Source organism: Amycolatopsis roodepoortensis, from assembly GCF_014873915.1.
GTDB classification, from domain to species: Bacteria; Actinomycetota; Actinomycetes; order Mycobacteriales; family Pseudonocardiaceae; genus Amycolatopsis; species Amycolatopsis roodepoortensis.
The window spans coordinates 3,377,867-3,400,474 of sequence record NZ_JADBEJ010000005.1 but is presented as its reverse complement, the minus strand read 5'-3'; the positions used below and the strand labels follow the sequence as shown (position 1 = coordinate 3,400,474).

Annotated in this window: 19 protein-coding genes; 14 read left to right on the top strand and 5 right to left on the bottom strand. The window is 69.8% G+C overall.

The genetic code is table 11. The features are described 5' to 3' along the window. Window positions 1–246 precede the first annotated feature (246 nt). From H4W30_RS35140 to H4W30_RS35100, 9 genes are all read left to right on the top strand, one after another. The gene (locus tag H4W30_RS35140) at window positions 247–1,110 is read left to right on the top strand and encodes an SCO6745 family protein (protein WP_192746487.1); all 864 of its coding nucleotides are present in this window, start codon (window positions 247–249) and stop codon (window positions 1,108–1,110) included. 443 nt (window positions 1,111–1,553) lie between these two features. Beyond that, entirely contained in the window at window positions 1,554–1,823 is a 270-nt protein-coding gene (locus H4W30_RS35135; protein WP_126736535.1) for a hypothetical protein, read from the top strand. A gap of 9 nt (window positions 1,824–1,832) precedes the next feature. After that, the gene (locus tag H4W30_RS35130) at window positions 1,833–2,309 is read left to right on the top strand and encodes a hypothetical protein (RefSeq protein ID WP_076153445.1); all 477 of its coding nucleotides are present in this window, start codon (window positions 1,833–1,835) and stop codon (window positions 2,307–2,309) included. Window positions 2,310–2,312: 3 nt separating this feature from the next. Beyond that, a complete protein-coding gene (locus tag H4W30_RS35125; protein WP_192746486.1) occupies window positions 2,313–5,267 on the top strand; it encodes an ATP-binding protein in 2,955 nt (984 codons plus the stop codon). Beyond that, window positions 5,264–7,429: a magnesium transporter gene (locus H4W30_RS35120; RefSeq protein ID WP_192746485.1), complete on the top strand. Its 2,166-nt coding sequence runs from the start codon at window positions 5,264–5,266 to the stop codon at window positions 7,427–7,429. The genes H4W30_RS35125 and H4W30_RS35120 overlap by 4 nt, the downstream gene beginning before the upstream one ends. 3 nt (window positions 7,430–7,432) lie before the next feature. Further along, window positions 7,433–8,029 (top strand): hypothetical protein, encoded by a 597-nt coding sequence (locus tag H4W30_RS35115; RefSeq protein ID WP_192746484.1) that lies wholly within the window; start codon window positions 7,433–7,435, stop codon window positions 8,027–8,029. 4 nt (window positions 8,030–8,033) lie between these two features. After that, entirely contained in the window at window positions 8,034–9,032 is a 999-nt protein-coding gene (locus H4W30_RS35110; protein ID WP_126736531.1) for a C40 family peptidase, read from the top strand. Between the two features lie 102 nt (window positions 9,033–9,134). Beyond that, entirely contained in the window at window positions 9,135–10,406 is a 1,272-nt protein-coding gene (locus H4W30_RS35105) for a hypothetical protein (RefSeq protein ID WP_192746483.1), read from the top strand. 34 nt (window positions 10,407–10,440) lie between these two features. Further along, the gene (locus tag H4W30_RS35100) at window positions 10,441–10,638 is read left to right on the top strand and encodes a hypothetical protein (RefSeq protein WP_007035345.1); all 198 of its coding nucleotides are present in this window, start codon (window positions 10,441–10,443) and stop codon (window positions 10,636–10,638) included. Window positions 10,639–10,743: 105 nt separating this feature from the next. Here H4W30_RS35100 and H4W30_RS35095 read toward each other — a convergent pair whose 3' ends face one another. After that, the gene (locus H4W30_RS35095; RefSeq protein ID WP_192746482.1) at window positions 10,744–11,709 is read right to left on the bottom strand and encodes an ATP-binding protein; all 966 of its coding nucleotides are present in this window, start codon (window positions 11,707–11,709) and stop codon (window positions 10,744–10,746) included. Between the two features lie 134 nt (window positions 11,710–11,843). Between H4W30_RS35095 and H4W30_RS35090 the strand changes: the two genes are divergently transcribed. Both H4W30_RS35090 and H4W30_RS35085 read left to right on the top strand, forming a co-directional pair. Continuing rightward, the gene (locus H4W30_RS35090; protein WP_192746916.1) at window positions 11,844–13,253 is read left to right on the top strand and encodes an RNB domain-containing ribonuclease; all 1,410 of its coding nucleotides are present in this window, start codon (window positions 11,844–11,846) and stop codon (window positions 13,251–13,253) included. Beyond that, window positions 13,250–14,011, top strand: coding sequence for a helical backbone metal receptor (locus tag H4W30_RS35085; protein WP_192746481.1), 762 nt, complete (start codon window positions 13,250–13,252; stop codon window positions 14,009–14,011). Before H4W30_RS35090 ends, H4W30_RS35085 begins: the two co-directional genes overlap by 4 nt. A gap of 38 nt (window positions 14,012–14,049) precedes the next feature. Here the strand turns inward: H4W30_RS35085 and H4W30_RS35080 are convergent, their stop codons facing one another. Together H4W30_RS35080 and gabT are read right to left on the bottom strand one after the other, a co-directional pair. Beyond that, window positions 14,050–15,480, bottom strand: a complete 1,431-nt coding sequence (locus H4W30_RS35080) for an aldehyde dehydrogenase family protein (RefSeq protein WP_192746480.1) — start codon at window positions 15,478–15,480, stop codon at window positions 14,050–14,052. Beyond that, window positions 15,477–16,808, bottom strand: a complete 1,332-nt coding sequence (gene gabT, locus H4W30_RS35075) for a 4-aminobutyrate--2-oxoglutarate transaminase (protein WP_192746479.1) — start codon at window positions 16,806–16,808, stop codon at window positions 15,477–15,479. The genes H4W30_RS35080 and gabT overlap by 4 nt, the downstream gene beginning before the upstream one ends. 109 nt (window positions 16,809–16,917) lie before the next feature. On the opposite strand from gabT, the gene H4W30_RS35070 reads away from it, so the two are divergent. Further along, window positions 16,918–18,387: a PucR family transcriptional regulator gene (locus H4W30_RS35070; protein WP_192746478.1), complete on the top strand. Its 1,470-nt coding sequence runs from the start codon at window positions 16,918–16,920 to the stop codon at window positions 18,385–18,387. Here the strand turns inward: H4W30_RS35070 and H4W30_RS35065 are convergent. Together H4W30_RS35065 and H4W30_RS35060 are read right to left on the bottom strand one after the other, a co-directional pair. Continuing rightward, the gene (locus H4W30_RS35065; RefSeq protein WP_192746477.1) at window positions 18,371–19,105 is read right to left on the bottom strand and encodes a cache domain-containing protein; all 735 of its coding nucleotides are present in this window, start codon (window positions 19,103–19,105) and stop codon (window positions 18,371–18,373) included. The two genes, H4W30_RS35070 and H4W30_RS35065, sit on opposite strands and share 17 nt — an antisense overlap. A gap of 32 nt (window positions 19,106–19,137) precedes the next feature. Beyond that, complete coding sequence (locus H4W30_RS35060) at window positions 19,138–19,881, bottom strand: FadR/GntR family transcriptional regulator (protein WP_034313079.1); 744 nt, start codon at window positions 19,879–19,881, stop codon at window positions 19,138–19,140. A gap of 164 nt (window positions 19,882–20,045) precedes the next feature. Here H4W30_RS35060 and H4W30_RS35055 point away from each other — a divergent pair, with 164 nt between their 5' ends. Both H4W30_RS35055 and H4W30_RS35050 read left to right on the top strand, forming a co-directional pair. Continuing rightward, a complete protein-coding gene (locus tag H4W30_RS35055) occupies window positions 20,046–21,467 on the top strand; it encodes a gamma-aminobutyraldehyde dehydrogenase (RefSeq protein ID WP_192746476.1) in 1,422 nt (473 codons plus the stop codon). Window positions 21,468–21,487: 20 nt separating this feature from the next. Beyond that, on the top strand, window positions 21,488–22,582 hold the full coding sequence (locus H4W30_RS35050; RefSeq protein WP_225950655.1) for an ABC transporter ATP-binding protein: 1,095 nt from the start codon (window positions 21,488–21,490) through the stop codon (window positions 22,580–22,582). Window positions 22,583–22,608 lie beyond the last annotated feature (26 nt).

Here is a 22,608-nt window from a genome sequence, read left to right as displayed (position 1 = left end):
TTGCCGGATGGACAGTAGGTCCGTGAAGGCCTCCTTACCTACCTTGAGGGTAAGGAAGGAGACCTTCACGGACTTCGGCGGCGGTGAGCGGTGGGTCGGGGTGGTCGTGAGTGGCGTTTCGGGTTCTAACCCGAAACGCCACTCACGACCACCCCGACCTGCGGAAGTGATAGCAAAGGTCCCTTGCTCCCACCGCCGCCCCTTCGGACGCTGCGCCCTGTGCTACTTGTCGGTAGGCTGCCCCTCATGGGTGAAGCGAGTCGCGTCACGGGACGGTTCCGCGGAACGTTCGATGTACTGCATTCCCTTACCTACTTCGCCCCCGAGACGGAAGCCGCGCTCACCGGCGTGGGTCTCCGCCCGGGGCGCATGACGTACTTCGCGGGCCGCGCGGCGCCGATGGGCGCGGTGGGACCCGGCGTGGTCGCGGCGACCTTCTACAACTTCAACCCCGAACTCGTCGCCCGCCACATTCCGCGCGCGTGGACGCTGGCCACGCCCGAAAAGATCATCGAGGCCCGGTTCGAAGCCGTCGACGCGACGCTCACCCGGCTGCTCGGCAAGGAGACGCTCGGTTCCGAAGAGGTCGCCGAAGCGGCGGAGCTCGCCCGTGAGGCGACCGGCGGCTGCCAGGTCGACGGCCGTCCCCTCTTCGCCGGGCACGCGGGTCTCGACTGGCCGAGCGAGCCGCATCTCGTCCTGTGGCACGCCATCACCCTCCTGCGCGAGCATCGCGGCGACGGGCATATCGCCGCGCTCGTCGCCAACGGGCTCGACGGGCTCGCCGCCCTCGTCACGCACACCGCCACCGGCAAGGGGTTCCTGCCCGCCGCGGCCAAGGCGTCCCGCGGCTGGAGTGACGAGCAGTGGGACGACGCGGCGGCCAAGCTCCGCGAGCAGGGCATCCTGGATGACCAAGGCGGCCTGACCGAGGCCGGGAACGATCTTCGCGAGCGGCTCGAAGTCGCCACGAACGCGGCGTCGACGGGGCCTTGGGAGCGCCTCGGCGAGGAGAAGACGAAACGGCTTCACGAGCTGTGCGGACCTTTGAGCCGTCAGGCCGTCGAAGCGGGCGCTTTTCCCGCGAATGTGTTCTCCACGGGCCGATAATCACGCTATGTAGCGAAAATACGGTCCCCGTTTTCGCTTTGGGTAACGGACGTGTGACTTTCGCTTGATCCGCACTCATGATTTTTGTCGAATGCGTGTTCACCCAGCGGACTCGCGAGAAGCCACCGAACGAGTCATGTCACACTGGTCGAGGCCGAAATCGCCGCGGCCGACCCGTACTCACAGTGAGCAAGTTGCCTCGCAACCGAGTGAGGCCGTCAGCACACTGCGAAATACGGGTGGCCGGGGTTAATCCTGACGACCCTTGCAACGATGATGGAGACCGAGGATGGTCGTGGTGCTGTGCCTCGCTCTGTGAACTGTAGACAAAACGACATCTACAGAGCGCGCTTTGACCACTACGCCTCGTGACGCCATGATGTTCGAAGCACCACCGAGCCAGAACCGCGCGATCCCCCTCTCCGCGCACCGGGAGTAATGCGATGATGACCATGACCACCCTCGACACGCTGGCCCAGGGCGGAGAGCTCGGCACCGGCAACGTCCGCACCTGGCTGATCGACAACATCATCCCCCTGGTGCTGCTTGCCGTCGCGCTCCTCCTGCTGTGGCTGGGCGGTGGCAAAGGGGACAACGCGGGTGTCATGCGCCGACTCGCCGGTGTCGTGATCGCGCTGGCGATCATCGGCCTCGCGGTGAGCGGCGCCGGAGTCAACGTGGGCCAGTGGATCGCCGGCCTCTTCACAGGCTGAGGGCTCGCGTTGCGTATCCGGACCGATGACGAGGTTTACCGGGTCGACGCCGTGTGGCTCGGCCCGCCGAAAGCGACTTTTCCCTGGAGAGCCCGCTACGTCGCGTGGCTCGTCGGTATCCCGGTCTTCCTGCTCGTGCTCACCGTCGAACGGTGGGCGGGCTGGAGCTTCGGGTTCTTCTCGACCGCCTGGGCCTTCGTCGCCACAATTGTGATCACCCGATTGATCACGGCCAAGATCAGCCACGAGCGTCCGCTGGGCGCCGTGGCCGCGATGGCGGCGAAAGAGCTCAACACACCAAGAGAACGGACCACGGGCACGGGTGGCGCCGCCAGCGCATCCCGCGTCCGGGTACGGGCGAACCGCCCGCTACCGAAGCACCGCAGGAGACGGCAGTACCAGCACCACGGCTACGGCGGCGGCGCCGGAGCTCAGGGAACACCACGAGCGCGTCGGAGCCGCCCCGCGGCTCGGGCCGGGAGGTAGTCGTTGTTCGGTCGCGGCGGAAGCCGAGGAAAACGTGATCGAGATCTGCAGCAGGGGACCTGGCACCCGCCCCAGCAGGTCCGCTCCGCGCAGCCCAAGAAGGCCGGCAAGGGGAGGCGGCTGCCCGGCGAGGCGGCCATACCCTCGTATACCCCGTCGATCGCGGCGCGAAGCATCGACGGGCACCTGTTACGCACCGGTTATGAGGTGTACGCCTGGTACCGGCTCGCGCCGCAGCGCTGGTCGTTCCGGTCGGACTCGCAGCGCCGGGACCTGATCGCGGCCATCGCCGGTCAGTACGCGGAGCTCCAGGGCCGCTGGCTGCACCTGCGCGTGACCAACCGGCCGTACCCGATCCGCATGTGGGCCGAGGCCCACGTGCACAACGCCGTCGGCCGTCCCCAGGACGTCCAGGGCGCGCTGTCCTTCGACGACTACCTCATCGGCGAGCAGCAGCAGCTGATGGGCCGTTCGATGGCCGAAAAAGAGGTCTACCTCGGCGTCCAGGTGCAGACCAGGCGGATGATCGACCGCGCGGTCGAGAGCGCCGCCCCGGTGCTGCGCAAGATCCTGCCGGAGGCCGTCGACGCCGAGCTGGCCGCGCTCGACTCCGAGGTCGAGCACCTCGACCAGGTGATCGGCTCCGCCGGGCTCGAAGGCCGTCCGGTGCACGCCGAGGAGATGTCCTGGCTGATGCACCGTTCGTGCTCGCTGGGCCTGCCCGCGCCGCGCAACATGCCCGCGGTCCCCGGCGCGGCCTGGGAGCCCGAGGACCTCGCCAGCTTCACCGACGCGGCGGACTTCCACGCCGAGCCGTACGCGCCCACGGTGACCGTCCGCGGCCGCACGGGGTCGAACGCCGGGGTCTCCCGGCATCTCGCCGTCCTCACCGTCGGTCAGATGCACGGCCTCCAGATCCCCGAGGTCGACGACCCGTGGATCCAGCACGCGGACCGGCTGCCCGCCGCGGTCGAGGTGTCCGCGCGGATCTACGTCCGGCGCCCGGAAGAGGTCGCCGGTGAGCTGCAGCGCCAGATGAACAAGGTGCGTTCGCAGGTCAAGCACTACACCGACGAGCACGAGCTGGAGCCGCCGCAGTCGCTGGCGCGCCAGGCGGGCCGGGTGCTGGAGATCGACGACGAGATGACGTCGGGCTTCACCGCGCTGGCCACCCGTGTGCGGTCTTGGTGGCGGCTCGCGGTGTCCGGGCCGACGGAGCGGGACGCGCTGCGCCTCGCCCAGCAGCTTCTCGACCTCTACAAGCCGAAGATCGCCGTCGAGCATCCCGAGGCCCAGTACGCGCTGGCCAGGGAGTTCATCCCTGGCGAGCCGCTGGCTTCGGCCGCGTACATGCGCCGCGGTTCGGTCGTGTGGGCGGCGTCGTCCGTGCCGACCGCGACGGCCGAGGTGGGCGACCGCCGCGGCATCCTGCTCGGCGAGACGGTGACCGCGACCCGGCGCCCGGTGGCGTGGGACCCGTGGATGGCGCAGGAGATCCGCGACGGTTCGGGGCTGACGGCGATGGTCGCCGGCCTCGGTGGCGGTAAGTCGTTCCTCGGCGGCGGCATCGTCTACAAGACGCTCCGCGCGGGCGCGCACTGGACGATCCTCGACCCCTCGGGCCCGCTGTCGCGCCTGTGCGACCTGCCCGAGCTGCGTCCGTACGCCCGGCCGATCAACCTGCTCAACGCGCAGCCCGGCATCCTCAACCCGTACCGGGTGGTCGCCGAGCCGCAGCTCGAGCACTTCATGGACGAGGACGACCCCGAGCGCTCCTGGCGGCGGGAGAAGGCCCTCGCCGGCGCGACGCGACGCCGACTCGTGCTCGACGTCCTCACCGGCGTCCTGCCGTACGAGGTCTCGCGGATGGCGCAGACCCGGATCGTGCTGCTGCGCGCCGTCCGCGCGGTCGGCGGCCGGTTCGACGCCGACCCCGGCCAGGTCATCGACGCGCTGCGGCGCGACTCCAGCGAGCACCACGAGCACGCCGTCGTCGTCGCGGACTTCCTCGACGAGATGCGCGAGCGGATGGCACTGCTCATCCCGGAGACCGACGCGGACCCGTACTCCGAGACCCGCGACGACCGGATGACCGTGCTGACCATGGCGGGGCTGACCCTGCCCAAGGACGGCGTCCCGCGCGAGTACTGGACGGACGCGGAATCCCTCGGCGTCGAGATGCTGAACCTCGCCGCGTGGCTGACGCAGCGGTCGGTGTACGAGAAGCCGAAGGAGCTGCGCAAGGGCGTCTGGATCGACGAGGCGTTCTTCCTCTCGGAGGTCCCGACCGGCCGCGTGCTGATGAACCGCTTCGCGCGTGACTCGCGAAAGTGGAACGTCCGGGTCCTGCTGTCCTCGCAGATCCCCGCGGACTTCCTGAAGATCCAGGGTTTCGTGGCGCTGCTGGACTCGGTGTTCGTCGGCCGTCTCGACGACGACGACGCCCAGGCCGACGCGCTGCGCCTGCTGAAGGTCCCGGTCGGCGTCGGCTACGAACAGGTCGTCGCGGCATTGGGCCGCCGTCCCGGTTCGCAACGCGATCTCCAGCGCGACGTCGAGCCGCGGCAGTTCATCTTCGGTGACGGCGCCGGCGGCGTGGAGCGGATCCGCGTCGACTTCTCCGGCCCGCATCTGGAGCACCTGCGCCGGGTCATGGACACCACGCCGGGTTCGCCCGACGCCAAACCGTCCAGGCCGGGCAACGAACTGGCGGTCCCGGACGAGAAGCCGTTCGTGGCTTCGCCGCCGGAAGACGACTTCGAGCTCGAAGAGGACTTGGAGCTCGCGGCCGAACTCGAGGTCGGCCTCACCGACGAGCAGATGCTGGGCGCCCCGGATCCGCTCGCCGCGGAGACGGGTGAGGTCCAGGGCGCGGTCCAAAATGGACATAACGGTAGCGGGGGTCAAGGCGAGCACGCGCGCGCCGGCAAGGGTGGCACCGGCAGGGATGCCGCATGAACACCGTGCTCACCCTGGCGTTCGTGCTCGCGTTCGCCGCCGGCTGGCACGCGCTGCGCCGCCGTCTCAAAGAGGGGCCGCGGCCGGGCAAGACCAGACCCAGCCGCCGCGCGACGATGTTCGTCGTCATGGTGATCCTGGGTCTTCAGGCCGTGGCGACCGCTCCGGCGGCGTCGGCGGCGGCCTGTGGCGAGGCCCCGAACCCGGAACGGCCGGGCGCGGGCATGGTCGGCGCGCTCGACCCGCCCGCCACCGCTCGCGGTGAAGGCGGCAGCCCGTACAACGTCTACGGATACGCCGGACACGTCTGGGACACCTTCGAAACCGACTGCGGCCCGCTCGCGGGCATCACCTCGCCCAACTCGACGATCGACACCTGGGCGGGCAACCAGCTGTTCAACATCGGCAAGAACATCGTCGGTGCCACGAACTCGCTGCACTACACCGTGCTGCAGGGCAGCCTGCTCAGCCCGCTGTACAACGCCGTCAAGGCCGGGGCCGAGAAGGTCTACAACAACATCTACGCGCAGCTGTTCGGGCTGGCCGCGCTGATCATGTCGATCATGTTGTTCCGCAACATCTGGCGCGGCGATCTCGCGGCGGTCAGCAAACGGGCGCTCTACGGGCTCGCCGCGGTCTGGCTGGCCGCGTCCTCCTTGGCACTGCTGAGATTCCTCGATCCGATCGACAACGCGATCGTGCAGACCACGACCAATATCCAGGCCGGGTTCATCGACGAGGCCAAGACGCCGCCGCCGTCCCAGCCGCAGCCGCCCAACGCGCAGCCGTGTCAGGCGACTCCGGAGGCCGTGGCCGCGCGCCAGCCGTGGGACCGGGTCCCGACCGAGCTGCACTGCCGGGTCGTCTACGACAACTGGCTCCGCGGCGAATTCGGCAGCCCGGACTCGCCGCAGGCGATCCAGTACGGGCCGGCGCTGCTGGACGCGCGGGCGTTCACCTGGGGTCAGATCCAGCAGGGCGGGGACGCCGACGCCGCGCTGGTCGACTCCAAGAAGGCGGCGTTCAAGGACATCTCCACCAAGCTCGGCCCGGCGACCGGGTACTTCACCGGTGAGGACGGCAGCCGTGTCGGCGCCGGTTTCCTTTCGCTGGGCCAGGGGATCTTCTACTCGCTGTTCCAGCTGCTGGCCAAGGCCACGGTGCTGCTCGCGCAGGTGCTGATCAGGATCTTCGTCCTGACGGCTCCGCTGATCGGCCTGATCGCGCTGCTCCAGCCGCAGATCATGCAGCGCATCCTGAAGGTCGTCGGCGCGGTCGCCTTCAACCTCATGGTGCTCTCGGTGCTGGCCGGTGTGCACACCCTCCTCCTGGAGGCGATCTTCACCGCGGGGAACTCGCTGTCCCTGCTGACGAAGATGGTGCTGGCCGCGATCATCACCGTCCTGCTGTTCATGGTCGGTCGTCCCGTGCGGCGGCTGTGGCAGATGGTCGAGATGTCCGTCGGCATGGTCGGCGGCGCGATGCCTTCACCGCGCGGCGGGCTCTTCTCCCGCTTCCGCAAGAAGAACAACGAGCCGACCCCGCAGGACGCGTTCTGGCAGAACGTCCGCGACACCGACGACGTCGTCGACGGCGACCTCCGCGGTCCCGTGGGCGCGACGGTCGGCGGCGGGCGGTTCCGGCCCGAGGCGACGATCTTCGCCAGCTCCCAGCGGCTCGACAACGGTTCCGGCGCGATCCGCCCCGCGGCGGCCTGGTCCGGAGCGCCTTGGCCGGGCGCCGTCGGCGGTGGGGGCGGTATGCCCGCGCTGCCCGCCGGTGGTGGCGGAGGCGTTCCGGTGTTCGGCCAGTACAACCCGTCCGCGGGCAATCCGGGCGACTCCATGTTCACCTCCGGCGGCCGGAGCCCGATCCAGGTCCCGAGCCGCCGGGTCGACACGTCACCGGTCGCCGACCGGCGCTGGAGTGACGAACCCGAACCGGTCGTGGTGCCGTCGCGGATGAACACCGCGGGTGGCGGTTACACGACTCCGGACTACTCGGGTGCCGTTCCGGTGCAAGCCGGCCCGTCGACTCCGCGTCCGCGGCGCGTCGACCCGGAAGTCGTCGCGGGCAAGCCGGTCTTCGTGCTGTACCGGCCGTCGCGCGGGCTCGAGGTCCGCGAGGAAGTCCGCGACACAGACCACGCTGTGGGCCGGTGACCCATGCCGATCCGGACCAACCGCGGGCGGACCGCGGTCTACCGCAGACTGTGGGGCTGGCCGCTGCGCTCGCCCCGCCACCTCGTCGGCACGCTGGTGATCCTCGCGGTCGTGCTCACCGCCTTGGGCATCCTGCTGCCCAAGGCCATCGGAAAACCGGGACAGACGGCCAGCGGGCCGGGTTCGTCGGCGACAGCCACCTCACGCCCCGGCGTCGCGGCGCCGGTGACCGTGACGTCGACATTGCCGCCGAGGCTCACCACCCAGCCTCCGCCGTCTTCCGCGCCACCTGACCAGGACGGTGTCCGGGTCGCCAAGGAGTGGGTGACGGCATGGGCGAACCATCCCGACGGAACGACGACCGAGCAGTGGCTGAGCGGCCTGAAGCCGTACACCACCGACGAGTTCTGGTCCACGGATCTGCGGACGGTGGATCCCGCCAACATCACCGCGACCAGGGTCAACGGGGAGCCGCGGGTCGCGTCCTCGGTCACCGGGTCGATGGAGGTCGACGTCCCGACGGACGGCCCCAAGGTCCGGGTCACCGTCGTCAAGACGAACCCGGGATGGCGGGTCACCAAGTTCACCCAAGCGGGCTGACCCGATGAAGATCGGACTCATCGTCGGTGTGCTGATCACCGCGGTCTTCGCCGCGGTGGTCACCACGAGCACGGTCACCAAGGTGGTGACCGACCATGTGGAGGCGCAGTCGGGCGGGGTCGTCAAGACCTCCTGCGACGCGTCGATCGGGCCGACCCTGCCGGGACAGACCGATCGCGGTTCTTCGGACATCAACAAGCTGGACGAAGAACAGAAGGGCATCGTCGCGCTGATCATCTCGATCGGCAAGCAGCGCTCGCTGTCCCCGCGCGCGTGGCAGGTGGCGATCCAGGCCGGGATGACCGAGTCCAAGCTGCGGAACCTGACCTACGGCGACCGCGACTCGCTCGGCATCTTCCAGATGCGGCCGTCGATGGGCTGGGGCACCGTCGCCCAGGTCACCGACCCGCCTTACCAGGTCAACAAGTTCTACGACGTCCTGCTCGCGGTGCCGAACTGGGAGAACATGCGGCCCGGCGACGCCGCGCAGCGCGTCGAGCGCTCCGGCTTCCCCGACCGGTACCACAACTGGGAGCCGATGGCCGCCCTCCTCGTGCAGAACGAGGGCCAGATCGTCGACGTCGTCGGCTGCGGCACGAGCGTCGGCAGCGTGGTGCCGCCGAGCCAGGCGGCCGCGCAGGCCATCAAGTTCGCCCTCGCCGAGCAGGGAAAGCCGTACGTCTGGGGCGCCACCGGACCGAACAGCTACGACTGTTCCGGGTTGATGCTGCGGGCCTACGAGTCGGCGGGGATCATCATCCCGCGGGTTTCGCGTGACCAGTACAAGGGCGGCGCGATGCTGCCGGTGCGGCAGGCGCAGCCGGGTGACCTGCTGTTCCTCGCCACCGTGCCGTCGAACCCGGCGACCATCCACCACGTGATGATGTACCTGGGCGACGGCAAGATCGTCGAAGCGCAGCAGACCGGGGTGCCGGTGCACATCCGCGACTTCTCCTTCGACGAGGCCGAAGTGGTCGCGCAGGCGGTCCGTCCTGGCGTTTAGCATGGTGAGCGCGTGGTATCGCGATCGCGGGACCATCGGATTCACCCGAAGTGGCGGCCTGTCCACCGGCACGCGGCCGCACACTGGCAGAGGATGAAGAACGTGGCACGGAAATTCGGAAGGCGAGGCAAGCCCGCGCCGGGGAACGGCCCTGAGGTCGATCCCCGCGATCTTTTCGGCACCGCCCAGCCCGCGAGGCAGGCAGCGCGGCCGGCGTCGAGCACCCCGCTGGCCGACCAGCTGAACCAGGGCTGGCCGGGGGTCGATCCCGGCTACGTCGTGTTGCCGCGTTCGCTGGCCGAGGGGATGTCGCTGCCCTGGCAGCAGCAGATGGCCGCCCTGCTGGCCCAGTTCCACCAGGAGAACGCCCGGCTCGCCTGGCCGATCTACCGGGTGGTCCCGTCGCGCTACGAAAAGCTCGTCGATCTCGACGAGGAGCAGCTGGCGGAGGCCGGCTACCTGGTCGAGATGGACACCGAAGGCGAGATGATCTACCGCGAGCGCAGCGGCCGGAAGGTCGAGGATCCGGCGAACACGACGGTGCTCGTCTCGTGTCTGGATCCGATTCCGAAGCCTGCGCAGCGGCAGGCGCCCCCGCCGCCTTCGCAGGCCGCGCCGCCCGCGACCGGGCAGCCGCCTCGCGCTCCGGCGCCGATGAACATCGGGCCCGCGCCGGTGTGGCGTACGGTCGCGCCGCCTCCGGGGCCGCCCGCGCCGCCGTTGCCGGGTAATCAGGGGATGGCTGTGCCTGCGCCGCAGGCTCCCGCGCCTCAGGCTCCCGCCCCGCAGGCTGGCGCGCCTCAGGCACCTGCCGCGCCTCAAGCGTCGACTCAGGCACCCGCTCCGCAGCCCGCTGCGTCCCAGGCGTCGGCCTCGCAGGCTGCCGCATCTCAGGCGCCGGCCCAGCAGCCCGCCTCGCAGCCCGCCATGCCCCAAGCACCTGTGTCCCAAGCCGCCCCGCAAACGCCCGCACCTCAGGCGCCGGTGTCCCAGCCGCCGTTACCTCAGCCCACCCGGACGCAGTCGCCGCCCGGAAACCACACGCCGCCGCCTCCGCCGGTGAGCGCGCCGCCTTCAACCCCGGAAGCCCCGGCCGCCGCCGCGCCGTCGCAGGCCGAGCCGGAGCCGCCCGTGACGCCGCCGTCGTCCGCGATGCCCCCGGCTCCTCCTTCGACGCAGCCGGTGTCACCACCGCCGGGAATCCCCATGGCGCCCGAACCGGCGACCCCGCCGCGCGGTGTCCCGATGCACCGGGGCTGGTTCGACGAACTCGGCGAGAACGTGCCGGAAAGCTCGAAGGTCGACCCGCCCGAGGGTGGCGAGTTCGGCCCGACCGGCGATCCCACGGAGATCCCCTACCGCTATCGCAAGTGATGACAGGACGTCCGGGTGATGTCAGGCTTGTCCTATGTCGAGCGACCCGAACCCGGATCAGGGCTGGTACTTCAACACCAAGACGAATCAGGTCGAGCACCTGGAACGAGGCCGGAGCATCGACCTCCTTGGCCCGTACCCGGACGAGGCGACGGCCCGGCGCGCCCTGGAGATCGCCAAGGAACGCACGAAGCAGGCCGACGCCGAAGACGCCAAGTGGAACGGCGACTGATCCGCTCGTGCGGAAGCGATGACCTGAAGGGCACCTTCGAGACGATCAACGTCCCTAAAGTGCCCTTCAGGACACGCCGATCACGACCACCGGAGCCGTCGAAGCTCAGGCGTCCTGCCGCGCCAGCGCCGGCCCGAGCACGAACTCCGGGTCCACCTGCGCGGTGAGGTCTTCCCCGGCCCGCCCGCTGCCCCACGCCCGCGCGTTGCGGAGGTGGAATTCGACGCCCTGCCGCTGGTAGCGCGCCCAGTCGCGCCGCTCGCCGTCGACGGTCGCGAGCATCGAGCCCAGCGTCGCGAGGTTGTGCGCCTCGAGTTCGGCGATCGGGCGCGCGCGGCCGCGTTCGGCGGCGCGGACGTGCCGCGAGTTCTCCATCCAGCCCAAGAGGGCGTCGCCGACCTCTTCGCGCAGGAACTCGATGTCCTCGTCTTCGGTGACCTTGTTGCCCACGACGACCAGCCGCACGCCGAAGTCGCGCGCGTAGTCGGCGTACTGGCGGTACACGCCGACGCTGCGCACGGTCGGCTCGCACACCAGGAACGTCACGTCGAATCGCGTGAACAGCCCGGACGCGAACGCGTCGGCCCCGGCGGTCATGTCCATGACCACGTATTCGCCCGCGTCGTCGATCATGTGGTTCAGCAGCAGCTCCGCCGCTCCGACCTTCGAGTGGTAGCAGGCGACGCCCAGATCGTCCTCGTCGAACTGGCCGGTGACGCCGAGCCGCACACCGCCGAACTCGCGGAAGCAGCCCTGGAAGATCGGGTTGTCCTCGAACGGCCGGACCAGCCGCGACCCGCGCCCCGGCGGCGTCGTCTTGATCATCGAGGCGGCGTCCGCGATCCGCGGGTTGTCGCCGCGCAGGTATTCCTTGATCAGGCCCATGTTGTCGCCCAGCGTCGGCCACGCGATGGCCTCTTCCTCGCTCGCGCCGAGCGCGACGGCGAGGTGCTGGTTGATGTCCGCGTCGATCGCCAGAACCGGTTTCCCGTCGCCGGCCAGGTACGCGGTGAACAGCGACGCCAGCGTGGTCTTCCCGCTGCCGCCCTTCCCGACGAACGCGATCTTCACGCCACGGCCCTTCCTGTCGTTTTGAAAAGGGTATCGGTTTTCATTTCGGTCCGTAACGTACACCCGACCGGCCCGCACCCGAACGGGCGATCAACGGCGCCGGATCGGGATAGGGTTGGGTGGTGCCTCCACTCGTGATCAGGACACACGCGGCGGGAGGGGACTTCGGTCACCTCCGGGCCGAGTTCTCGCTGCCGGAGTCGTTCGGGCCCGACGTGCTCGCCGAGGCGGAGGCGGCGGTCGTCGATCCCCTCGAGTCGGCGGGGGAGCGCGAGGACGCCACCGGTCTGCCCTTCGTGACCATCGATCCGCCCGGCGCCAAGGATCTCGACCAGGCGGTGCTGGTCGAACGCGCCGAGGGCGGCGGGTTCCGGGTCCACTACGCGATCGCCGACCTGGCCGCGTTCATCCCGCCGGGTGGCGCGCTCGACAAGGAGGCGCGCCGCCGCGGGCAAACGCTCTACCTGCCCGACGGGAACGTTCCGCTTCATCCGCCGGTGTTGTCCGAGGGCGCGGCGAGCCTGCTGCCGGGGGAAACCCGGCCCGCCGTGCTGTGGACCATCGACGTCGACGCGAGCGGCGAGCCGACGGCGACCAACGTCCGCCGCGCGCTGGTCCGTTCCACCGAACAGTTCGACTACGAGACCGTCCAGGCGGCGATCGACGCGGGCGACCCGCATCCCTCGGTCGCCGCGTTGCCGGAGCTGGGCCGTCTGCGCCGCGAACTCGCGATCCGGCGTGGAGCGGTGGAGCTGCAGCTGCCGGAGCAGGAGATCAGCGGCGATCCCGACGGCGGCTGGGCGCTGATCCAGCGGCCGCGCAACGACGTCGACGCGTGGAACGCCGAGATCTCGCTGCTCACCGGCATGGCCGCGGCCAAGATCATGATCGACGCGAAGATCGGCGTCCTGCGCACGCTGCCGCAGCCCGACGCCGAGGCGGTCGAATGGCTGCGCCGGTCCGCGCAGGCGCTGAACATCGACTGGCCCGAGGGCAAGAGCGTGTCGGAATTCCTGGCCGCGCTCGACCCCGGCCAGCCCGCGTCCATGGCGCTTTTCGCCGACACCACCAGGCTTCTGCGCGGCGCCGGGTACACCGCGTTCGACGGCGAACTGCCCGCGTTGACCACCCACGCCGGGATCGGCGGCGCGTACGCCCACGTCACCGCGCCGATCCGGCGGCTGGTCGACCGGTTCGCCACCGAGATCTGTCTCGCCGTGAGCGCGGGCCGCGAAGTGCCCGAGTGGGTCCGCGCGGCGCTCGCGGAGGTGCCGGAGCAGATGACCGCGTCCGACACGCTGGCGGCGAAGGTCGAGCGTGCCTGCATCGACCAGGTCGAGGCCTGGGTGATGGCCGAGCACATCGGTGAGGAGTTCGACGCGATCGTGCTGCGGGCCGACGACGCCAAATCGGAGATCCTGATCGAGAATCCGCCGGTGATGGGTAAATGCGCGGGCGAGAAACCGCCGGAAGGCGAGCGGATCCGCGTCCGGCTCACGGCGGTGGACGTCGACAAGCGGAAACTGTCCTTCGAGCGCGCATGATCGACGATCTCGGCGAAGTCGTCCCGCTGCGTGAACCGGCGTCGCGGGTGGTGTCCCTCGTGCCGTCGCTGACCGAAGCCGTCGAGGTGAGCGCGCCGGGAAGGCTCGCGGGCGCCACGGACTACTGCACCCATCCGGTGGATCTGGACGTCCCGAGGGTGGGCGGTTCGAAGTACCCGGACGTGGACAAGGTGCTGGAACTCGAGCCGGATCTGGTGTTGGCCAACTCCGAAGAGAACCGGCCGGAGGACGTGGAACGCTTACGCGCCAACGGGGTCCCGGTCTGGGTGATGGAGGCGTCGGCGACCGTGCCCGGCGCGCTCGCCTCGATCCGGCGGATCCTGACGCAGGCCTACGACCTCACCGAACCGGATTGGCTGGTCGAGGCCGAAGAGGTCTGGCGGGAGACGCTGCCGGAGCGGTTCCGCGCGGTCGTGCCGGTCTGGCGGAAGCCGTGGATCGTGCTCGGCAGGGACACCTTCGGCGGCGACGTCCTGCATCGCGTCGGGATCGGCAACGTCTACGCGGAGCACGAAGAGCGCTACCCGCGCCCAAAACTAGACGAGCTCCAAGCGCGCTTCGCGGCCGGAGACGCGAACCTGCTCGTGCTGCCCGACGAGCCCTACGAGTTCACCGCGGACGACGGCCCCGAAGCGTTCCCCGGCGCGAAGCACGTCCTGGTTTCCGGGCGCTACCTGACCTGGTACGGCCCTTCGCTCGTCGAAGCCCACTCCCATCTCACGCGTTTAGTCCTCTGAATGCGGCAGAGCGCATCCAGAGGACTAAACGCGGGTCGTCAGAGGGTGAGACCGGTCAGGACGGTGACCCGTTCCTCGGTGAAGTCCGCCATCGCCGACGCGGGGCCTTCGCGGCCGACACCGGAGTCCTTCACGCCGCCGTAGGGCATCTGGTCGGCGCGGAAGCTCGGAACGTCGCCGACGAGCACGCCGCCGACGCGCAGTTTCGCGGACACGTCGAACGCCGTCGGCAGGTCGCGCGTGAACACTCCCGCCTGAAGACCGAAGCGCGAGTCGTTGATCCGGCGCACGCCGTCCTCCACCGACTCCACCCGCGTGATCGACACGACCGGCCCGAAGACCTCGTCGGCCATCACCGACGCGTCCTCCGGCACGTTCGCGAGCACCGTCGGCTCGACGGTCGCGCCGTCGCGCTTTCCGCCGGTCAGCAGCTCGCCGCCCGCCTCGACCGCCGCCGTGATCCACGATTCCACCCGGGAAGCGGCGTCGGTGTTGATCAGCGGGCCGACGTCGACGCCGTCAGTCCGCGGATTGCCGGTCCCGAGCGCGCGCACCTGCTCCAGCACCTTCGCCCGAAGCTCGTCGTAGACGTCGGCGTGCGCGTACACGCGCTGCACCGAGATGCACGACTGGCCGGCCTGGTACATCGCGAACGTCGCGATCCGCTGCGCCGCGAAGTCCAGATCCGTCCAATCAGGACAGACGAGCACCGCCGCGTTGCCGCCGAGTTCGAGCGCGACGTGCTTGCGCGGCACGCTGTCCCGAATACCCCAGCCCACCGGCACGGAGCCGGTGAACGACACGACCGGCAGGCGCGGATCGGTCACCAGCCGAGCCGATTCCTCGTTGCTCACCGGGAGAATCGACCAGCTTCCGGCGGGCAGATCGGTCTCGGCGAGGATCTCGCCGAGCAGCAACGCGGTCAGCGGTGTCGCGGGCGCGGGCTTGAGCACGATCGGCGCGCCGACCGCGATCGCCGGCGCCACCTTGTGCGCCACCAGGTTCAGCGGGAAGTTGAACGGCGTGATGCCCAGCACCGGGCCCTTCGGCACCCGGCGGACCAGCGCGAGCCGCCCGGTGCCGCCCGGGTCGGTGTCGAGACGCTGCAGGTCACCGGAGAACCGGCGGGCCTCCTCGGCGGCCCAGCGGAACGTCGACGCCGCGCGCCCGACCTCGCCGCGCGCCCACTTCAGCGGCTTGCCTGATTCGGCGGTGATCAGCTGCGCGAGCTCTTCGGACCGCTCACCCAAAACTCGGGACACGTGGTCCAATGCGCCCGCCCGGACGTGCGCGGGCAGCGTCGCGAACTCGTCCTGGACATCGTGCGCGGCCTGGACCGCGGTCTCGATGTCCGAAGTGGACGGAACGTGGTGTGAGCCCGCCTCGCTTCCGTCGAAGGAGTGACGGACGACGACGGTCTCGTCGCTGGTGACCGGCTTTCCGGCTACCCAGTAAGGGAATGTGGTCACTTGGAAGCCTCCGTGCGGACAGCGTGCTCCAGGACCGACAGGCCCTCTTCGAGCAGTTCGGTGGACAGGGACAGCGGCGGCAGCAGGCGGACGACGTTGCCGTAGGTGCCGCAGGTGAGGACGACGACTCCGGCCTGGTGGCAGGCCTGCGCGACCCGCTTGGTCAGGTCGGCGTCGGGTTCGGTGGTGCCCGGCTTCACGAACTCCGCGGCCAGCATCGCGCCGCGGCCACGGACGTCGCCGATCACGCCGGTTTCCTCGGCCAGCGCCCGCAGCCGCGGCAGCACCGCGTTCTCGATGCGCTTCGCCGACGCCGCGAGGTTCTCCTGGCGCATGACCTCGATCGAGCCGAGCGCCGCGGCGCACGCGATCGGGTTACCGCCGTAGGTCCCGCCGAGCCCGCCCGGCGGGACGGCGTCGAGCAGCTCCGCGCGGCCGGTGACGGCGGCGAGCGGCAGGCCGCCCGCGATGCCCTTGGCGGTGGCGATCAGGTCGGGGACGACGTCTTCGTACGTGGACGCGAACCACTCGCCGGTGCGGCAGAAGCCGGTCTGCACCTCGTCGGCGACGAACACGACACCGTTTTCGGTGCACCAGGCCGAAAGCGCGGGCAGGAAACCGGGAGCGGGTTCGATGAAGCCGCCCTCACCCTGCACCGGCTCCAGCACGACGGCCGCGACCTGGTCGCCGCCGATCTGCTTCTCGATGCGGTCGATGGCGATGCGCGCCGCCTCGGGGCCGGACAGCCCGTCGCGGTACGGGTACGAGCCGGGTACGCGGTAGACCTCGGGCGCGAACGGGCCGAAACCGTGCTTGTAGGGGATGGACTTCGCGGTCAGCGCCATCGTCAGGTTGGTGCGGCCGTGGTAGGCGTGGTCGAACACGACGACCGCCTGGCGGCCGGTCGCGGCCCGGGCGATCTTCACGGCGTTCTCGACGGCTTCGGCGCCGGAGTTGAACAGCACCGAACGCTTCTCGTGGGTGCCCGGCGTCAGCTTGTCGAGTGCTTCGCACACCTCGACGTATCCCTCGTACGGCGTGACCATGAAACACGTGTGCGTGAACCGGCCGGCCTGCTCGCGGACGCGGTCCACGACGGCGGGGGCGGCGTGGCCGACGTTGGTCACCGCGATTCCGGAACCGAAGTCGATCAGGACGTTGCCGTCGGCGTCGGTGAGCAGGCCGCCTTCGGCCGAGGTGACGTAGACCGGCAGCACCGAACTCACGCCCGCGGCGACGACGGCGGCGCGCCGCTCCTGCAGGGCGCGCGAGGCGGGGCCGGGGATCTCGGTGCGCAGCCTGCGCTGGGTTTCGGTGGTGACGGTCACGGCCAGACTCCTGCGGACGCGAGGGACGGGGTCGCCCTCCAGAATGGGAGCCCGTCCGGCGTGCGTCAGCTCGACATCTTGTCGATATCGAGGCGTAGAGTTGGACAACATGGCACTCACCCTCGCCGCCCTCGTGGCCGAACGCCCGCTCGGCCTGCGGGTGCGCGCGGCCGAGGCGGGGCTCGACCGCGCGATCGGCTGGGTCCACCCCACCGAACTGACCGATCCGCAGGCCTTCCTCGAAGGCGGCGAACTGCTGCTGACCACCGGCCTCGCCCTCGACGAGACCACCTCGCCCGGATACATCCGGCGGCTCGTCGACGCCGGCGTGGCGGGTCTCGGTTTCGGGGTCGGGCTCAGCCACGAGAACATTCCCCAGTCGCTTGTGGACACCGCGGACGAGGTCGGGCTGCCGGTGCTCGAAGTGCCGAGGAAGACGCCGTTCATCGCGATCACGAGGGCGGTCTCCCGTGCGGTCGCCGCCGACGAGTACGCCTCGCTCGTGCGCACCGGCAAGGGGCAGCAGGAACTGACCAGGACCGCCGTCGGCAAGGGCGGCCCAGGCGGGGTGGTACGCAAACTGGCGAAGCTGGTCGACGGCTGGGTACTCCTACTCGACTCCTCGGGCGCGGTCGCCGAAGCTTCGCCCTCGGCGCGACCCTTTGCCGATGAACTCCAGGACGACTTCGCGCGGCTGCGCGCGGGAACGCTGGTGACGGTGGCGGGGGAGTACGAGGTCGTCCTGCAGACGCTCGACACCCGTGCCCGGGGCGTGCTCGCCGTCGGCACCCGGGAGCCGCTCGATGCCGCGGGGCAGCACATCGTCAATACCGCGGTGTCGTTGCTTTCCCTTGCGCTGGAACAGAACCGTGAGCACGTGGACGCCGTGCGGCGGCTGCGGTCAGGGCTGTGCGACCTGCTCGCCGCGGGGCAAGCCGAACTCGCCACGCGCACGATGAAGTCGCTCTGGGGCGGTGCCCCGGAAGCGCCGTGGTCCGTGCTGGCCGTCGCAGGCCCCGCGAGCGCGCGCCGCTCGCTCGCCGACGCGCTCGACGCTGAAGTGGCCGGAGACAAGGTGTTCTTCGGTGAGTCCGGTGCGTTGGTGATCGCGCTCGGCGATGTGGAGGCGATCGTCCGGCAGGCTTCCCGGATCGGTGGGCTGCACGCCGGGTTGTCCGATCCGGTGTCCACAGTGGACTTCCCGGCCGGGCTTCGGCAGGCGAAACAGGCGGCGGAAGCGGCGAAGACCGAGCGTTCGCCATTGGTCCGGTTCGCCGAACACGCCGGGCGCGGCTTCCTGGAGATGGTCGATTCCCAAGCGGCGCAAGCGTTTTCGGACAGTCTGCTGGCGCCGCTGCGGCACCATGACGAGACCGGCCGTGGTGAGCTCGTCGCTTCGCTGACCTGCTGGCTCGAACACCACGGTCACTGGGATCTGGCGTCCGCGCGGCTCGGCGTCCACCGGCACACCTTGCGCAACCGCATGCGCAAGGTCGCCGAGCTGACCGGCCGCGATCTCGATTCGCCAGGGGTGCGCGCCGAATTCTGGCTCGCGCTGCAGGTCAGCGCTCGGACCTGACCAACGCGATCGGCGAGTCGCCACAGCGCCGCAGCTGAGTGCCGGTCTCCGTCGTGACCGGCTCCGCGCCGGCGGACCACCAGGCCGGGACGTCGATGTCGCGGACCAGCGATCCGGTCGCCTGGCGCGCGTTGTTCGAGACGATGACCCGGCCTTGGGCGTTGACCAGCGCCGCGCGGCCACCGAGCGCCCGCAGCTTCAGTTGCAGCAGGCGCTCGACCTCGCGCACGTAGATGTCCGCGCCGACGACCCCCGCGAAGGTCCCGTCACGCCGGACGGGAACCGTGAAGGTCAGCGTGTACTCGTCGGTGCAGAGGTAGTCGACGTACGGGCCGTTGATATGGCGGCGGCCGGTGTCACGCGGGACGGTGAACCACGATTGCCGGGTGTAGTCCAGGAAGTTCTCGCTGCCCGGATCGAGGCTGATGACCAGTTGCGCCGGCTCGTCGTCCCCGGTCTCGGTCCACCATTCGAAGGCGAATTCCTGATCGGCCAGCGCGTTCGGCGCGCTGATGAACCCGGCGCCGACGACCAGGCCGCCGAGGACGTCGAAGACCTGCGGCCGGAGGCGGGTCAGGTCTTCGGCGGTGGCATCGGTGGAGGCGGCCAGGAGCCCCTCGGCGCCGGCCAGTAGCGGCTTCAGCCGGCCGAAGACGTCCTCGACCAGGGTGGATACCTGTTCCACGACCTCGGAACCGGCGGACGGTGTGTCGTTCACGATGCTCACCTCGGATGCGCGGATGCCGCAGCTTAAGGGGCCAGAAGGTCTAAATGCACGTCCGCCAGCCGGTCTATCGCTTCGAGGATGTGCTCCTCGGTGAGCTTCCTGGCCAGCTCGCCGTCCCCCTGCGCGATGGCGGCGGCGATCGCGCGGTGTTCGGCGTAGGCGTTCTCGCGGGTGCCGTGCGGCTCGAGCGGCAACCACAGCAATCCGCCTCGTTCGCTCTGCAACTGCACTTCTTCCCTGGTCAGCCGCGGCGATTGGGCGGCCGCGGCGACTTCGAGATGGAACTGGCGCTCGGCGCGCGACGCTTCCGCGCCGGTGGCCGTGCGGATGTCCTCCGTCGCCAGTTCGAGCCGCTCGATGTCTTCGGGCGAACTCCGCTCGGCGGCGAGTTTGGCGGCGGCGCCCGCGATGGCGAGGTAGTGATCGCCGACGTCGCGAAGCTCGGACAGCGAAACCGTGCGAAGGCGCTCTCGCCACGAAGCGGCCGAAGGGTTGGCAGGCGTCTTCACGAAGCTTCCGCCGCCTCGGCCGCGTCGCGTCTCGACAAGGCCCTGCTGTCGCAAGGCCACGAGCGCTTCGCGGACCGTCACGGTGGAGACGCCGAACTGGGCGGCCAGCTCGGCTTCGCTCGGCAGCTGCTCCGAGTCGGCCAGCAGCCCGAGAGTGATGGCGTCGACCAGCCGCGCGGTGACCGCTTCCGCCCGGCCGATCTGGTCGAGCGGAGCGAACATCGCTGATCGCGCGCTGTGCGACATCCCCTTACGCATGGTGGCCCTTCGCCCGTACCGCTACCCGATGGAAGCAATCTTGCCCCATCGTCTTGTCATTTAACATCTGGACTTATATGTTTTAGCTCCCTCGCCGCCCCAAAAGGGAGCAAGGGACCTTTGCTATCGCCTCACGCCCCCAGGCCCAGTAGCCAGGAGCTCTCGTGCAGCAGTTGAAGCACTTCATCGGCGGTGAGTACAGCGGATCCGCGTCGGGCCAGGTCGCCGACGTCGTCGATCCCGTCACCGGCCGCCCGTATCGCACCGCCGCCGTCGCCGGCCCGGAAGATGTCGACCGCGCGCTCAAGGTCGCGGCCGCGGCCTTCGAAACCTGGCGCGACACCACGCCCGCGCAACGCCAGCTCGCGCTGCTGAAGATCGCCGCCGCCGTCGAAGCACGCGCGGAAGAGATCGTGCTCGTCGAATCGGCGAACACCGGCAAGCCGATCGCGCTCACCGCGGCCGAGGAGCTGCCGGCGATCGTCGACCAGTTGCGGTTCTTCGCGGGGGCCGCGCGTGTCCTCGAAGGACGGTCGGCGGGCGAGTACATGGAAGGGCATACCTCTTTCGTCCGCCGAGAACCGATCGGCGTGTGCGCGCAGGTTACGCCGTGGAACTATCCGCTCCTCATGGCGGTCTGGAAGATCGCGCCCGCCCTCGCCGCGGGGAACACCGTGGTGCTCAAACCGGCCGACACGACGCCCGCGTCGACCCTGCTCTTCGCCGAGATCTGCGCCGAATTCCTGCCGCCCGGCGTGCTCAACGTGATCTGTGGCGACCGCGACACCGGGCGCGCGCTCGTCGAGCACGAGATCCCCGCGATGGTGTCCATCACGGGGTCCGTGCGGGCCGGGATCGAGGTCGCCGCTTCGGCCGCGAAGGACGTGAAGCGCGTACACCTGGAGCTCGGCGGTAAAGCGCCCGTAGTGGTCTTCGCGGACGCTGACATCGAAGCGGCCGCAGAGGGCATCGCCGCCGCCGGGTACTTCAACGCGGGCCAGGACTGTACGGCGGCTACGCGGGTCCTCGTCGCTGACGAAGTCCACGACACCTTCGTCGCCGCCCTCACGCGGCAGGCGCAGGCGACCACCACCGGCAAGCCCGACGACACGTCGGTCACCTACGGCCCGCTCAACAACGCCGCGCAACTCGACCGGGTCGCCGGGTTCGTCGACCGGCTGCCTGACCACGCGATAGTCCACTGTGGAGGTAAGCGGCAGGGGGACGAGGGTTACTTCTACGAACCGACGGTGATCTCCGGCGTCCGGCAGGACGACGAGATCAGCCAGACGGAGATCTTCGGCCCGATCATCACCGTGCAGCGTTTCGAGACCGAAGCCGAAGCGCTCGCCGCGGCCAACGGCGTCGAGTACGCGCTCGCGTCGTCCGTGTGGACCACCGACCACCAGCGGGCGATGCGGCTGGCGGCGAAGCTCGACTTCGGCTGCGTGTGGATCAACACGCATATCCCGCTGGTCGCCGAGATGCCGCACGGCGGCTTCAAGAAGTCCGGCTATGGCAAGGACCTCTCGCTCTACGGCCTCGAGGACTACACCCGCGTCAAGCACGTGATGAGTGCGCTGTGACGACCACCGAAAGGCAGGCCATGCCGCATCAAGCGCCCGCGACCGCCGCGGGGGAGCAAGGGACCTTTGCTATCACTTCCGCAGGTGGAGGCGACATTCCGGCCATCCGCCTGCGCGGGTTGCGCAAGGAGTTCGGCCAGGTCCACGCGGTCGACGGCGTCGATCTCGACATCCCGCCCGGCGAGTTCTTCTCGATGCTCGGCCCGTCCGGCTCCGGCAAGACGACCGTGCTCCGCATGATCGCCGGCTTCGAGCTGCCGACGGCGGGCACGATCGAACTGCACGGCCGCGACGTCAGCCGTCTCGCGCCCTTCGACCGCGACGTCAACACGGTCTTCCAGGACTACGCGCTCTTTCCGCACATGACCGTGCAGCAGAACGTCGAGTACGGCCTCCGGGTGAAGCGGGTCCCCCGCGCGGAGCGACGCCAACGCGCGAAGGAAGCTCTCGACACCGTCCGGCTCGGCGAGTTCGGCGAGCGCAAACCCGACCAGCTCTCCGGCGGCCAGCGTCAGCGCGTCGCCCTCGCCAGGGCACTGGTGAACCGGCCGAAGGTGCTCCTGCTCGACGAACCACTCGGCGCGCTCGACCTGAAACTGCGCCACACCATGCAGACCGAGCTGAAACAGATCCAGCGCGACGTCGGCATCACCTTCATCTTCGTCACCCACGACCAGGACGAGGCGTTGACGATGAGCGACCGCATCGCCGTGTTCAACGCCGGCCGGATCGAACAGGTCGGCTCACCGGTCGAGGTCTACGAGCGGCCCGCGTCGGCGTTCGTCGCCGGTTTCGTCGGCACCTCGAACCTGCTCAGCGGCGGCGGAGCCGAGAACATCATCGGCAAACCCGGTGTGTTCAGCATCCGTCCGGAGAAGATCCGCATCGACGCCGATCTCTCGAAATCCGCCGAGGTCGGCGAAACCAGCGCCACCGGCACCGTCACCAACACCGTCTACGCCGGCGCGACCGTGCGCTACGAGGTCACCCTCGACGCCGGCGGCCAGCTCTCCGTGGTCCGGCAGAACACCGCCGAGCCCGCGGACTTCGATGGCGGCCGCGTCCGCCTGAGCTGGCGGCACGAACACAGCTTCCGCGTCCCCGAAGCCGGTTAGCCCTCCCCAGCACCGAAAGGTTGTTC